The organism is Sphaerotilus sp. (assembly GCF_013299175.1).
GTDB lineage: Bacteria > Pseudomonadota > Gammaproteobacteria > Burkholderiales > Burkholderiaceae_C > Sphaerotilus.
In genome coordinates this window covers 1-12,291 of the sequence record NZ_JAAFKF010000108.1, presented here as the reverse complement: position 1 = coordinate 12,291, position 12,291 = coordinate 1, and the positions used below count along the sequence as shown (strand labels likewise).

Sequence of the window (12,291 nt, the reverse complement as noted above, 5' to 3'; positions counted from 1 at the left end):
CAGGCCGGCATGACCTACTTCCGGCAATGGCTCCAGGTGCGCCAGCTCCCGCTGACCGACGAGGTGCTGCAGGCCGAGGTGTATTTCGCCATCGATTACCTCAACGACACGCTGGTCGAGATGCTCGACAACCTGCACCGGGACTACCTGCTCGAACGGGCGGAGAGCCTGCTCAGCCTGCGCGAAGCGTCGCGGGCGGAGGACGAGGCGCGGGAGCTGGTGCTGGTGCGTCCGCAGGCGGGCGCCGTGGACCGGGTGCAGGGGCCGCGTCCGATGGCGCAGCGCGACTACCTGCCTCGGCCTCTGCCGGGCCGCACGGAGCTGGCGCCCACCCGCAAGGAAAGCACCACCGTCTACCCCCGCCTGAGCCTCGGGCCGGGGCAGCGGATCGCTTCGAAGGGCGCCCAGTTGCTGCGCTTCGGCGCCGACCTGCAGACGCTGGTGCCCGAAACCCCCTGGATGATTGCGCAGGTACCCTGATGCCGTGGAACCCTTGGAACACCCGGGCCGCGCCGGCACTGTCGCTGGCACTGGTGCTGGTGCTGGCTCTGGGCTGTGTCACCAGCACCAGCGCCATCGCCCACAGTGGCCACGCCACCGCAGCCGCTGCTCCGCCGTCCGCGGTGCAGCGCACCACCGCCGTCTACGCCTTGCCCGATGTGCCGCTCATGGGCCACGACGGGCGGCGGGTGAGTCTGCGGCGGGCGGTGGACGATGGCCGGCCGGTCGTGCTCAGCTTCATCTACACCACCTGCAACGCCATCTGCCCGGTCGGCAGCCAGGTGCTGATGCAGTTCCGCGAGCGGCTGCCCGAGGAGCGCCAGCGGGTGAACATGCTGTCCGTCTCGATCGATCCCGAGCAGGATTCGCCGCGCAAGCTGGCCGCCTACGCCCGCCGTTTCGGCGGCGCCGGCGTCTGGCCGCACTACACCGGCACGGCCGAGGACAGCGTGGCGGTGCAGCGCGCCTTCGACGCCTGGCGCGGCGACAAGATGAACCATGTGCCGCTGACGTTCCTGCGCGCGGCGCCGGGGCAGCCCTGGGTGCGGCTCGAAGGCTTTGTCAGCCCGGACCAGCTCGTCGCCGAATACCTGGGCCTCGTGCCGCGCTCCAAAGACTGACCCTGACCACTGCCCCGACCACTGACCGAAGAAGGCCAACCCCCATGAAAATCCTCCTGATCAGCCTGCTGGCCATCGCCTGTGCCGGCGTGGCCACGGCACAAAACGCGCCCGCCCCCAGCAAGCCGCCGCGACCCACGCCTGGCGTGCTGCAGCAACCCCGCCCCAGTGCGGGCGCCCATGCCGACGCCCGTGCCAGCGACGCCTACAACGCCCACCGGATGCAGAACCGCGGCGCCAAGATGGCCGGTTGCCGTGCCGCGGCGGCGGAGAAGCAGTTGAGCGGGGTGGAACTGCGGCAGTCGCTGCTCGACTGCATGCACTGAGCCACGACCCAGGCCGCCTGACCCTGTGGCCGGTCGGGCAGCAGGTCAGGGCGCCTTGCGCAGCTTCACATACGCCACGAAGCCGCCACCCGACGCATTGCTCAGCTCCAGTTGCCCGCCCATGCGCGTGACCGTCTTGTCCACGATGGCCAGGCCGAGTCCGGCGCCCGTGCTGTGGGTGTGCGTGCGGGCCTTGTCGCCGCGGTAGAACGGCGTGGTCAGGCGCACGAGCTGCTCCGGACTGACGCCCGGCCCCTCGTCGCGCACGCTGACCAGCACCCAATCCCCGGAGCGCGCATAGGTCACGGTCACGCGCGCCACGCCGTCCTCGGTCTGGGCATAGCGGCGGGCGTTCTCGAACAGGTTGGCGAACACGCGGTCGAGGTCGGTCTCGTCGGCCAGTACGCGCACATCCGTCGTCACCCGCGCCACCACCTTCAGGTGATCCCCATTGACGCGCCGGACCACCGTGTCCAGCAACACCGCCAGCACGATCGGCACCAGCTTGACCTCGGTCGGCCGGGCGTAGTCCATGAACTTGTCGATGATGGCGTCGAGCTGGTCGATGTCGGCGGCCATGTTGCGCTTGGCGTCCTCGTCGTAGACGCTCATCTCGATTTCCAGCCGGATGCGGGCCAGCGGGGTGCGCAGGTCGTGCGAGATGCCGGCCAGCATCACGGCGCGGTCGTCCTCGATCTTGGCGAGTTCACGGGCCATGCGGTTGAAGCCGCGGTTGACCTCGCGGATCTCGCGGGTCGTGGTGTGCTCGTCAAGGCTGGGGGTGTATTCGCCGTCGCGGATGCGGCTGGCGGCGATCGACAACTGGCGCAGCGGCCGGTTGATCAGCCCGGCGATCAAGGCCGACCCGCCCAGCGTCAGCAGGAAGGTCAGCCCCATCACCGCGAACGTCGTCTTGCCTGTCACCGCCGGCTGCACACGGCCGCGGTCGGCCTGCAGCCAGTAGTTGTCGGTCTCGATCAGGAAGCCGACCCACAGCCCCGACTTGCCATTCACGCTGCTGGCGATGATGGTCTGCGGCCCGAGCTGGCTGCGCAGCTCGGAGCCGATGGCGCGGGTGAAACGGTCGATCTCGAACGGCTCCCAGCGGTCGTTTGGCTCGCGGGGCTGGAGCTTCACCGCTTCCTGCTCGGCGATGTTCTTGACCAGCGCCACCCGGTTCACCTGGTCCGTGTAGCGCAGCGCCGCGCGAGAGAGGTTGACGAGGCTGGCGATCTGCTGCGCGGCCTGCACGCCCCGCGGCTCCAGCTCCAGGAAACGCAGCGTGTACACCCATCCCAGAATGCCCACCCCCAGCATCAGCGACAGCAGCAGGAAAGTCCGCCAGAACAGGCTCATCGGCATGTAGCGGCGCACCACCGTGCCCACGCCACGCGCCAGCAGGCTGAACAACGACTCGCGGGGAGGCTGGGGGTAGGGAGTGGTCGTGGAGGCCATGGGCAAGGGAAAGGGGGTCAGCAGCGTCGATCGGTCACACGCGCCGGCCGAGCCGCTCGCCGTGAGTCCCCTGAGACTGAGAAGAGCTGAGAAGATGCAAATGAAACCAAATGTATCAGGGGTGTGTGCATCATGCAGCACCATCCGGCACGAACACGTACCCGACACCCCACACCGTCTGGATGTAGCGCGGCTGGGACGGGTCCGGCTCGATCATCTTGCGCAGGCGGGAAACCTGGACATCGAGGCTGCGGTCGAACGGCTCGAACTCGCGTCCGCGGGCCAGCTGCGCCAGCTTGTCGCGGCTGAGCGGCTGGCGCGGGTGGCGCACCAGGGCCTTGAGCATCGAGAACTCGCCCGTGGTCAGCGAGATGACTTCGCCTTCGCGGGTGAGGCGGCGCAGGGCCAGATCGAACTCGAAGGGGCCGAAGACCACGGTCTGCGCGTCCCGCGACGGGGCGCCGGGCGCTTCCATGACCGGGCGGCGGCGCAGCACGGCGTGGATGCGGGCCAGCAGCTCGCGCGGATTGAAGGGCTTGGGCAGGTAGTCGTCGGCGCCGACTTCGAGACCCACGATGCGGTCCACGTCCTCGACCTTGGCGGTGAGCATGATGATGGGCGTGATGTCGTTGGCCGCGCGCAGACGGCGGCAGATCGACAGGCCGTCCTCGCCGGGCAGCATCAGGTCGAGCACGATCAGATCGATGGTCTCGCGGGTCAGGATGCGGTTGAGTGCCTTGGCGTCCTCGGCCAGCAGCACCTCGAAGCCCTCCTGGGTCAGGTAGCGGCGCAGCAGATCGCGGATGCGGGCATCGTCGTCCACAACGACGATTCGGTCGGTGCGCTGGGCGTTGGCGGTGGTCATGGGGCGTACTCCGAATTTGTAACAGGGGCGATTCTGCGCAGGTCCGCCAAATTTTTCATCCAGTCTGACCCCCTGTTACATCTATTGCGCTCGAAGCCACCGCGGCAGTACCGTGAATTATTCCCGACCTTGTGGCGGCGCCCAATCGTTGAAACTACCGTATCTACCCTTGCCCACCTTCGCAGGAGCACGCCATGCACGCCATCCACCCCATGAACCGCCGCCCGCGCTGGCCGACCGCCATGGTCGCGCTCGGACTGGCCTGCGCCGGTCCCATGACCGCGGTCGCCGCCGATGTGCCGCCAGCCCACCAGCTCTCGTTCAGCGCCAGCGCCAGCCTGGAGGTCACGCGCGACGTGCTGACCGTCTCGCTGCAGGCGGTGCGCGATGGCACGGACGCTGCCGTGGTGCAGTCCGCACTCAAGCAGGTACTCGACACGGCGCTGAACGAAGCACGCAAGGCGGCCGAGCCTGGCGCCTTGGCGGTGCGCACGGAGGGCTTCAACCTGGCCTTGCGCTACGGCCGCGAGGGCAAACCCAGCGGGTGGACCGGGACGGCAGGGCTGGTGCTGGAAGGCCGGGACATCGCCCGTGTCGCGGCGACCGCCGGCAAGTTGACCGGTCTGACCATTGTCGGCGCGGGCTACAGCCTCTCGCGCGAGTTGCGCGAACGCCACGAAGCCGAGCTGACCGCCCAGGCGATCCAGAAATTCCGCAGCCGCGCCGACGAGATGGCGCGGCAATTCGGCTACAGCGGCTACCAGTTGCGCGAGGTGAACGTGCAGGCCAGCGACGCCGACGGGGGAGGCCGTCCGCCGCTGGTCATGATGCGGGCCAGCGCCGCCCAGGCCGATGCGGCGCCGATGCCGACCGAAGCCGGCAAGGGCCTGCTCAGTGCCACCGTGCAGGGCACGGTGACGCTGACCCGCTGAACCCACCAACCTGAACGTTGGCGGCCGGCTTACTGGGCCGTCCAGCCACCGTCCACGTTCCACGCCACGCCGCGCACGTTGTTGGCCGCCGGCGAGCACAGGAAAACCGCCAGCTCGCCCAGCTCCTCGGGCGTGGTGAACTGCAGCGAGGGTTGCTTTTCTCCCAGCAGGCGGCGCACGGCCTCGGCGTTGTCCACCCCTTCCTTGGCGGCACGGGCATCGACCTGCTTCTGCACCAGCGGCGTGAGCACCCAGCCCGGACAGATCGCGTTGCAGGTCACGCCGGTGGTGGCGTTCTCCAGTGCCGTGACCTTGGTCAGGCCGATCACGCCGTGCTTGGCCGCCACATAGGCCGACTTCTGCGCCGACGCCACCAGCCCGTGGACCGAAGCGATGTTGACGATGCGGCCCCAGTTCCTGGCCTGCATCGCCGGCAGCGCCAGCCGCGTCGTGTGGAAGGCCGAGCTGAGGTTGATGGCGAGGATGGCGTCCCACCGCTCGACGGGGAAGTCCTGGACCGGCGCGACATGCTGGATGCCAGCGTTGTTCACCAGGATGTCCACGCCGCCGAACTCGGCCTGGGCGTAGCCCATCATGGCTTCGATCTCGGCGGGTTTGCCCATGTCCGCACCGTGGTAGCCGACCCGCACGCCCAGCGCCGCCACCGCCGCCTTCGGGCCATCCACGTCGCCGAAGCCGTTCAGAATGACGTTGGCGCCCTGGCGTGCCAGGCTCAGCGCGACGCCCAGCCCGATGCCGCTCGTGGAGCCCGTGACCAAGGCGGTTTTACCGTTCAGCATGAATTCATCCTCTGGTGGTTGGTTAACATCCATTATCGGGGCCGAATCCCCGCCATCCCTGACACCGCGCCCCGGCCATTCCCCATGCAAGAACCCCGTCTGCACCACGTCACCTGCGCCAACCCCAAGGGCCTGCACCGCATGGCCTACTGGGAGTGGGGCGCGCAGGACAACCCCCGCGTGGTCGTCTGCGCCCATGGCCTGTCGCGCCAGGGCCGCGATTTCGACACGCTGGCGCGGGTGCTGGCGGCCGATTTCCGGGTGGTCTGCCCGGATGTCGCCGGGCGCGGCGAGTCCGACTGGCTGCCCGACCCGATGCAATACGCGGTGCCCAACTACGTGGCCGACATGGTCACGCTGCTGGCGCGGCTGAACGTGGCGCAGGTGTCGTGGGTCGGCACCTCGATGGGTGGCCTGATCGGGATGTCACTGGCGTCGCTGCGGACGCAGGGGAGTGCGTCTCCCATCGGCCGGCTGGTGATCAACGACGTGGGTCCGGTGATCGAGTTCGCCTCGCTGCAGCGCATCGGCACTTACCTCGGCGCGCCGATGCGGTTCCCGAGCGTGGAGGCCGGTGCAGAATTCCTCTGGAGCATCTCGCAAAGCTTTGGTCCGCACACCCGCGCCCAGTGGCTGGAGCTGACCCGTCCGCAGCTCCGGCCAGCGCCTGAAGGTGACTGGATCTTCCACTACGACCCGGCCATCGCCGTGCCATTCCGGGCCTTCACGCCCGACATCGCCGCCCACAGCGAAGCCCTGCTCTGGCAGGCGTATGACCGCATCACGGCGCCCACCCTGCTGCTGCGCGGCCAGCATTCGGATCTGCTGTCGGCCGAGACTGCGCGTGCCATGGGCCTGCGGGGACCGAAGGCGCCGTGCGTGGAGTTCGCCGGGGTTGGCCATGCACCGACCTTGATCGCCGAGGACCAGATCGCCTGCGTGCGCCAGTTCTTGCTTGCCTGAGCGGGGAGTTGCCCGTGAAAAGCACGCACCTCGCCAGCGTCGAGGGGATCGAATCTACCGCCCCCATCGTCCAGCTCGCCACCGACACCACGGGCGACAGCGGCGAGCGCGGCACCACCGCCTCGGTCGAGGAGGAGCTGGGCCGGCTCGACCGCGCACGCCGCTTCGCCCAGCCCCTGCTGACCAACAGCCGCTTCGACACCGGCGAAAACGCGCTCGACCACGCCGATGGAGTGGCCGAAATCCTGCGCAGCATCGGTGCGGCGCCGTCGATGCAGGCCGCGGTCTACCTGGTCTATGCGGGCGACTACCTGAGCGAGCCGGAAACCGTGGTCGAACAGGCGTTTGGCGCGTCCTACGCGAGCCTGGTCCTGCACACCCGCCAGCTCGTGCGCATCCAGCGCAACGCCCGCAACGCCTGGACCGACGAGACCGACCGGGCGCTGCTGGCCGAGCAACTGGAGCGGGTGCGCAAGATGCTGCTGGCGTTTTCGCGCGACCTGCGGGTGGTGCTGCTGCGGCTGGCGTCGCGGCTGCAGACGCTGCGCTTCTACGCGGCGACCAAGCTGCCGTGCCCGACCGCGCTGGCCCGCGAGGCGCAGCAGGTGTTCGCGCCGCTGGCCAGCCGGCTGGGCATCTGGCAGATCAAGTGGGAGCTGGAGGATCTGGCGTTCCGCTTCCTGCGGCCCGACGACTACAAGCGCATCGCCCGAGATCTCGCCGAAAAGCGCACCGAGCGCGAACAAGGTGTCCAGACGGCCCGCGAGCACCTGGCCCGCGAACTCGCCCGAGCGGGGGTGGTGGCCGAGGTCCATGGCCGGCCCAAGCACCTGTATTCCATCTGGAAAAAGATGCAGGGCAAGCAGTTGGCGCTGTCCGGGGTGTTCGACCTGCGCGCGCTGCGGGTGATCGTGGCGTCGGTGCCGGACTGCTACGCGGCGCTCAGCCGGGTCCACGAGATCTGGCCGCCGCTGCCGGAGGAATTCGACGACTACATCGCGCGCCCCAAGCCGAACGGCTACCAGTCGCTGCACACCGTGGTGCTCGATCAGCCGGCGCCGGCTGGCCGGCCGATCGAGATCCAGATCCGCACCCGCGAGATGCACGACCACGCCGAGAGCGGTGTCGCCGCGCACTGGGCCTACAAGGAGGCAGGGACCAAGGGCTATGCCGGCGTGAGTGCCGCGGGCGATTTCGAGGGACGGGTGGCGCAGGCGCGGCGTGCCGTGCTGCAGCAGTTGCTGGCGTGGGAGCGCGATTTCATTGGCCACCACACGCCGGCCCAGGGCATCTTCGAAGACCGCATCTACGTGTTCACGCCGCAGACCCGGCTGATCGAGCTGCCGGCGGGCGCCACGGCGGTCGATCTGGCCTACCACCTGCACACCGATCTCGGCCACCGCTGCCGCGGCGCGCGCGTGGATGGACAGATGGTGCCGCTGAACACGCCGCTGGTGAGCGGGCAGACGGTCGAGGTGGTGTCCGCGAAGGAGGGCGGGCCGTCGCTGGATTGGCTCAACCCGCAGCTCGGGTACCTCAAGAGCCAGCGGTCGCGGGCCAAGGCACGGGCGTGGTTCAACGCGCTCGCCTTGCAGGAAACGATCGCCCGTGGCCGCGAAGCGGTGGACAAGCTCTTGCAGCGCGAGGGCAAGACGGCGGTCAAGCTCGACGATCTGGCCGGGCAGCTCGGTTTCCGCAACGCCGAGGCGCTGTTCGAGGTGGTCGGCAAGGACGAGTTCTCGTTGCGCAACATCGAGAGCGTGCTGCGGCCACCGGCGCCGGTGGTGCCGCCAACGCCCGAATCCGAAATGCCGCTGTTCAAGCCAGCGGCGGCCGGACCGGGTGGACGCAGCGCGGTGCTGGTCGTCGGGGTCGAGTCGCTGCTCACGCAACTGGCGCACTGCTGCCGGCCCGCGCCGCCGGACGCCATCGGCGGCTTCGTCACGCGCGGCAAGGGCGTGGCGGTCCACCGGGCCGACTGCGCCAACCTGCGCCAACTGGCGTGCCGGCATCCCGAGCGGCTGATCGATGTCCAGTGGGGCGAAGCGGCGTCCGTGCAAGGCCGGCCGGCGGTGTACCCGGTCAACCTGTCGGTGATCGCGCAGGACCGGCAGGGGCTGCTGCGGGACATCTCGGAAGTCTTCGCACGGGAAAAATCCAACGTCATCGGCGTGAACACCCAGACGGTCCGCGACACGGCCCGCATGACCTTCACCATCGAGGTCCGGGACTCGGCTGCGTTGGGCCATGTGCTGCGCCAGGTGGGGGATGTGAACGGGGTTCAGAGCGCCCGCAGAACCTGATTCAAAAAATAACTGGGCAAAAGCGATTGACGTAATCCCAAGACACGCTATAGTTCGAGGCTCTTCAGGCGCATAGCTCAGTTGGTTAGAGCACCACCTTGACATGGTGGGGGTCGTTGGTTCGAATCCAATTGCGCCTACCAGAAGACTTTGAAAGACCCCAGGCGCATAGCTCAGTTGGTTAGAGCACCACCTTGACATGGTGGGGGTCGTTGGTTCGAATCCAATTGCGCCTACCAGATTAGAAAATTGAAAAGGCGCTGGCAGGTACTGTCAGCGCCTTTTTCGTTGTCCGGCTGATCACGGGTGAAATCCGGGGCAAACCCTAGCGAGTGATCCTGCCGGGGGCTGCCTAGAATCTTTGTGCAGACGCACACAGGAGAGAGTTGCATGCCATCGAATCGCCGCGCCGCGGAAACGGCCCCAGGTCAGACCGACGGGCCGCGCGTGCTCAAGAAATATCCCAACCGCCGCCTCTACGACACCCAGACGAGCAGCTACATCACGCTCACCGATGTCAAGCAGATGGTGCTGGATGCGGAAGTCTTCGAGGTGCGGGATGCCAAGTCCGGCGAAGAGCTGACCCGCAGCATCCTCCTGCAGATCATCCTGGAGGAAGAAAGCGCCGGCATGCCGATGTTCTCGACCCAGATGCTGGCGCAGCTCATCCGGTTCTACGGACACACCATGCAAGGGATGATGGGCGAGTACATGGAACGCAACCTGCAGGGCTTCGTCGATCTGCAAAGCCGTTTCGCCGACCAGACCGGCGGACTCTACGAAGGCAAGGCGTTCAACCCGGAGGCCTGGGCGCAGTTCATGGCCGTGCAGCCGCCCGCGATGCAGAACATGATGAGCAGCGTCTTCGACCAATCGAAGACGCTCTTCACCCAGATGCAGTTGATGCAGAAGCAGGCCGAGAGCTTCTTCCCCGGCATGGCCGGCTTCACCCCGCCGCCAGCCAAGCCCTGAGCACCGGCCAGACCGTGGCGAGGATGCGCGGATGGGCCGCGGCGACCGGGTGGATGCGGTCGGCCTGGAACCAGCGCTCGGGGTCCGCTGCATCGGCAATGCCCGCCAGCAGGAAGGGCACCAGCGCCGTACCTTCCGCCTTGGCCACCTGTGGGAACATCGCCGCGAAGTCGCGCGTGTAGGCGGTCCCGTAGTTCGGCGGCACCTGCATGCCGACCACCATCACCTTGGCGCCAGCGGCCTTGGCGACGCGCGCGATGGCGACGAGGTTGTCCTGGCTGCTCTTGAGTGGCAGACCCCGCAGCGCATCGTTGCCGCCCAGTTCGACCACCACATGCGTCGGCTGGTGCTGCGCGAGCAGGGCACCGAGGCGCGAACGCCCGCCCGAGGTGGTGTCGCCGCTGATGCTGGCGTTGACGACGGTGGCCGCGATCTTCTCGCTGACCAGCCGCGCCTCCAGGAGCGCGACCCAACCCGTGCCACGGGCCAGACCATACTCCGCCGACAGGCTGTCGCCGAGCACCAGGAGCTTGCGCGGCGTCGCCGCCCGCACCTCCGCCGCCCCAAGCCCAAGCCCAACACCTGTGGCCACGCAGGACACCAGCCCCGCGATACAGTCGCGGCGGTTCCAACCAGAGGTTTTCACAGGGTTCAGCATGGGTGTAGCGATGGCAATCATGGAAGTCGATGGCGTCAGCAAGCGGGTGCGGGATTCCGCCGGGGAGCTGACGATTCTGCATGAGATCAGTTTCCAGCTCGCGGCCCAGGAATCGGTGGCGATCGTCGGGGCCTCGGGTTCTGGCAAGAGCACGCTGCTGTCGATCCTGGCCGGTCTGGACACGCCCAGCAGCGGCACGGTCCGGCTCGATGGCATTGATCTGTTCGCGCTTGACGAGGATGCGCGCGCGGCGGTGCGGGGCGAGCGCATCGGCTTCGTGTTCCAGAGTTTCCAGCTCATGGGCCACCTGAGCGCGCTGGAAAACGTGATGCTGCCGCTGGAGCTGCGCGGCGAGCGCAATGCGCGGGCGCTGGCCACCGACATGCTCGGTCGCGTTGGATTGGGGCAGCGACTCGGGCACTACCCGAAGCTGCTGTCCGGCGGCGAGCAGCAGCGGGTGGCGCTGGCGCGGGCCTTCGTGGTGCGGCCGGCGCTGCTGCTGGCGGATGAGCCGACGGGCAGCCTCGACCACGCGACCGGTGAATCGGTGATGCAGCTGATGTTCGCGCTGAACCGGGAAATCGGCACCACGCTGATTCTCGTCACGCACGATCCACGCATCGCCGAACGCTGCGACCGGCAGATCCGCCTGGAAGCAGGGCGCATGGTCTGAGCTACCATCCCCGGCTATGTCAGGAACACTACTTTTCGGTTTCCACGCGGTGCAGGTCCGTCTGAAGATGGCGCCCGACTCCGTTCGTGAAGTCCACATCGACGCGGCGCGCCGCGATGCGCGGATGCGCCAACTGATCGAGCGCGTGCAGGCCAGTGGCCGCACCGTCGTCGAAAGCGACGGCGCCCGGCTCGACAAGCTCGCCGGCACCACACGCCACCAGGGCGTGGTCGCGCGGGTCACGGTGCTCGCCGTGAACCACTCGCTCGACGACCTGCTCGACAGCGTGGAAGGCCCGCCGCTGGTGCTGCTGCTGGACGGCGTGACCGATCCGCACAACCTGGGCGCCTGCCTGCGGGTGGCGGACGGTTCTGGCGCGCACGCGGTCATCGCGCCGAAGGACCACGCGGTCGGCGTCAACGCGACGGTCGCCAAGGTGGCCAGCGGTGCGGCCGAGTCGGTGCCGTACTTCATGGTGACGAACCTGGCGCGCACGATGGGCGAGCTGAAAGAGCGCGACATCCTCGTCGTCGGCACCAGCGACGATGCCAAGCAGTCGATCTATGACCTGGACCTCACCGGGCCGGTGGCGATCGTGTTGGGCGCGGAAGGTGCCGGCATGCGGGCGCTGACGCGCAAGACCTGCGATGTGCTGGTCCACATCCCGATGCACGGCGCGGTCGAGAGCCTGAACGTGTCGGTGGCCTCGGCGGTGTGTCTGTACGAAGTGCTGCGCCAGCGTGCGCGCAAGGGAGTCCCTGCATGACGAACCCGATGACCCGTCGCCTGTCCGGCGCTGCCCTGGTGCTGCTGCTGGCCGCCACCGCGCTGGCCGGCTGCACCCAGGAAAAGCAGAACGAGATCCGCCGCAGCGTCCAGAACTGGACCGGCACGAACGGCGTGCTGGAGGTCTACGCAGGTGACAAGCTGGTGCGGCGCTTCATCAAGATCGACAAGATGAGCACCGCCTACGGCACCGACGACAAGGTGGCGCGGCCCTACCGCTACGGCTACGGCGTGCTCGACGAGAACCTCAACGGCACGCAGGACGAGGGCGAGAAGCGCGTCTACTTCGAGATCAGCGACTACTCGACGGCCTACGTGTTCTACGAGAGTCCGCGCTGAGCGGACGGGCTGGGCGACTCAGACCCAGCCCAGCATGCCCGCGACCGCCCCCAGCCCGATCAGCCACATCGGACTGACCGGACGAAGCGACAAGCCCC

General features: G+C 68.1%; 13 protein-coding genes, 2 tRNA genes and 1 pseudogene. 12 read left to right on the top strand and 4 right to left on the bottom strand.

The window, feature by feature from the left end:
• From QZW52_RS16000 to QZW52_RS15990, 3 genes and pseudogenes are all read left to right on the top strand, one after another.
• Positions 1-480, top strand: a pseudogene (locus QZW52_RS16000) (hypothetical protein); the annotation flags it as partial.
• Entirely contained in the window at positions 480-1,121 is a 642-nt protein-coding gene (locus QZW52_RS15995) for an SCO family protein (RefSeq protein ID WP_294000600.1), read from the top strand. The pseudogene QZW52_RS16000 and the gene QZW52_RS15995, both read left to right, overlap by 1 nt.
• 44 nt (positions 1,122-1,165) lie before the next feature.
• Positions 1,166-1,447 carry a hypothetical protein gene (locus tag QZW52_RS15990; RefSeq protein WP_294000598.1) on the top strand — a complete coding sequence of 94 codons (282 nt, stop codon included), beginning with the start codon at positions 1,166-1,168 and terminating at the stop codon, positions 1,445-1,447.
• Between the two features lie 45 nt (positions 1,448-1,492).
• Here QZW52_RS15990 and QZW52_RS15985 read toward each other — a convergent pair whose 3' ends face one another.
• Both QZW52_RS15985 and ompR read right to left on the bottom strand, forming a co-directional pair.
• Complete coding sequence (locus tag QZW52_RS15985) at positions 1,493-2,902, bottom strand: sensor histidine kinase (RefSeq protein WP_294000596.1); 1,410 nt, start codon at positions 2,900-2,902, stop codon at positions 1,493-1,495.
• Positions 2,903-3,032: 130 nt separating this feature from the next.
• Complete coding sequence (ompR, locus tag QZW52_RS15980) at positions 3,033-3,767, bottom strand: osmolarity response regulator transcription factor OmpR (RefSeq protein ID WP_294000594.1); 735 nt, start codon at positions 3,765-3,767, stop codon at positions 3,033-3,035.
• A 194-nt stretch (positions 3,768-3,961) separates the two neighbouring features.
• Between ompR and QZW52_RS15975 the strand changes: the two genes are divergently transcribed.
• Positions 3,962-4,699 carry an SIMPL domain-containing protein gene (locus tag QZW52_RS15975; protein WP_294000592.1) on the top strand — a complete coding sequence of 246 codons (738 nt, stop codon included), beginning with the start codon at positions 3,962-3,964 and terminating at the stop codon, positions 4,697-4,699.
• A 29-nt stretch (positions 4,700-4,728) separates the two neighbouring features.
• On the opposite strand, the gene QZW52_RS15970 is transcribed toward QZW52_RS15975, so the two are convergent.
• Positions 4,729-5,499, bottom strand: a complete 771-nt coding sequence (locus QZW52_RS15970; RefSeq protein WP_294000590.1) for a 3-hydroxybutyrate dehydrogenase — start codon at positions 5,497-5,499, stop codon at positions 4,729-4,731.
• Positions 5,500-5,583: 84 nt separating this feature from the next.
• Here QZW52_RS15970 and QZW52_RS15965 point away from each other — a divergent pair, with 84 nt between their 5' ends.
• The 5 genes from QZW52_RS15965 (at position 5,584) to phaR (ending at position 9,737) form a co-directional block, all read left to right on the top strand.
• Complete coding sequence (locus QZW52_RS15965) at positions 5,584-6,462, top strand: alpha/beta fold hydrolase (RefSeq protein WP_294000589.1); 879 nt, start codon at positions 5,584-5,586, stop codon at positions 6,460-6,462.
• Between the two features lie 14 nt (positions 6,463-6,476).
• Positions 6,477-8,765: a RelA/SpoT family protein gene (locus QZW52_RS15960; RefSeq protein ID WP_294000587.1), complete on the top strand. Its 2,289-nt coding sequence runs from the start codon at positions 6,477-6,479 to the stop codon at positions 8,763-8,765.
• 66 nt (positions 8,766-8,831) lie between these two features.
• Positions 8,832-8,908, top strand: a tRNA-Val gene (locus QZW52_RS15955).
• 19 nt (positions 8,909-8,927) lie between these two features.
• A tRNA-Val gene (locus QZW52_RS15950) sits at positions 8,928-9,004 on the top strand.
• A 151-nt stretch (positions 9,005-9,155) separates the two neighbouring features.
• Positions 9,156-9,737 (top strand): polyhydroxyalkanoate synthesis repressor PhaR, encoded by a 582-nt coding sequence (gene phaR, locus QZW52_RS15945; RefSeq protein ID WP_294000585.1) that lies wholly within the window; start codon positions 9,156-9,158, stop codon positions 9,735-9,737.
• Here the strand turns inward: phaR and QZW52_RS15940 are convergent.
• On the bottom strand, positions 9,712-10,395 hold the full coding sequence (locus tag QZW52_RS15940) for an arylesterase (protein ID WP_434738348.1): 684 nt from the start codon (positions 10,393-10,395) through the stop codon (positions 9,712-9,714). The two genes, phaR and QZW52_RS15940, sit on opposite strands and share 26 nt — an antisense overlap.
• Before the next feature lie 10 nt (positions 10,396-10,405).
• Here QZW52_RS15940 and QZW52_RS15935 point away from each other — a divergent pair, with 10 nt between their 5' ends.
• The 3 genes from QZW52_RS15935 to QZW52_RS15925 are packed head-to-tail and all read left to right on the top strand — an operon-like array spanning position 10,406 to position 12,193.
• Entirely contained in the window at positions 10,406-11,068 is a 663-nt protein-coding gene (locus QZW52_RS15935; protein WP_294000583.1) for an ABC transporter ATP-binding protein, read from the top strand.
• 16 nt (positions 11,069-11,084) lie between these two features.
• The gene (gene rlmB / locus QZW52_RS15930; protein ID WP_294000581.1) at positions 11,085-11,834 is read left to right on the top strand and encodes a 23S rRNA (guanosine(2251)-2'-O)-methyltransferase RlmB; all 750 of its coding nucleotides are present in this window, start codon (positions 11,085-11,087) and stop codon (positions 11,832-11,834) included.
• A gap of 8 nt (positions 11,835-11,842) precedes the next feature.
• Positions 11,843-12,193, top strand: coding sequence for a hypothetical protein (locus tag QZW52_RS15925; protein WP_294000602.1), 351 nt, complete (start codon positions 11,843-11,845; stop codon positions 12,191-12,193).
• The last annotated feature ends 98 nt before the right edge of the window (positions 12,194-12,291 follow it).

Coding starts and splice junctions, on each gene's coding strand:
- QZW52_RS15995 (WP_294000600.1), top strand. CDS start 480: ATGCCGTGGAACCCTTGGAACACCCGGGCCGCGCCGGCACTGTCGCTG.
- QZW52_RS15990 (WP_294000598.1), top strand. CDS start 1,166: ATGAAAATCCTCCTGATCAGCCTGCTGGCCATCGCCTGTGCCGGCGTG.
- QZW52_RS15985 (WP_294000596.1), bottom strand. CDS start 2,902: ATGGCCTCCACGACCACTCCCTACCCCCAGCCTCCCCGCGAGTCGTTG.
- ompR (WP_294000594.1), bottom strand. CDS start 3,767: ATGACCACCGCCAACGCCCAGCGCACCGACCGAATCGTCGTTGTGGAC.
- QZW52_RS15975 (WP_294000592.1), top strand. CDS start 3,962: ATGCACGCCATCCACCCCATGAACCGCCGCCCGCGCTGGCCGACCGCC.
- QZW52_RS15970 (WP_294000590.1), bottom strand. CDS start 5,499: ATGCTGAACGGTAAAACCGCCTTGGTCACGGGCTCCACGAGCGGCATC.
- QZW52_RS15965 (WP_294000589.1), top strand. CDS start 5,584: ATGCAAGAACCCCGTCTGCACCACGTCACCTGCGCCAACCCCAAGGGC.
- phaR (WP_294000585.1), top strand. CDS start 9,156: ATGCCATCGAATCGCCGCGCCGCGGAAACGGCCCCAGGTCAGACCGAC.
- QZW52_RS15940 (WP_434738348.1), bottom strand. CDS start 10,395: ATGCTGAACCCTGTGAAAACCTCTGGTTGGAACCGCCGCGACTGTATC.
- QZW52_RS15935 (WP_294000583.1), top strand. CDS start 10,406: ATGGCAATCATGGAAGTCGATGGCGTCAGCAAGCGGGTGCGGGATTCC.
- rlmB (WP_294000581.1), top strand. CDS start 11,085: ATGTCAGGAACACTACTTTTCGGTTTCCACGCGGTGCAGGTCCGTCTG.
- QZW52_RS15925 (WP_294000602.1), top strand. CDS start 11,843: ATGACCCGTCGCCTGTCCGGCGCTGCCCTGGTGCTGCTGCTGGCCGCC.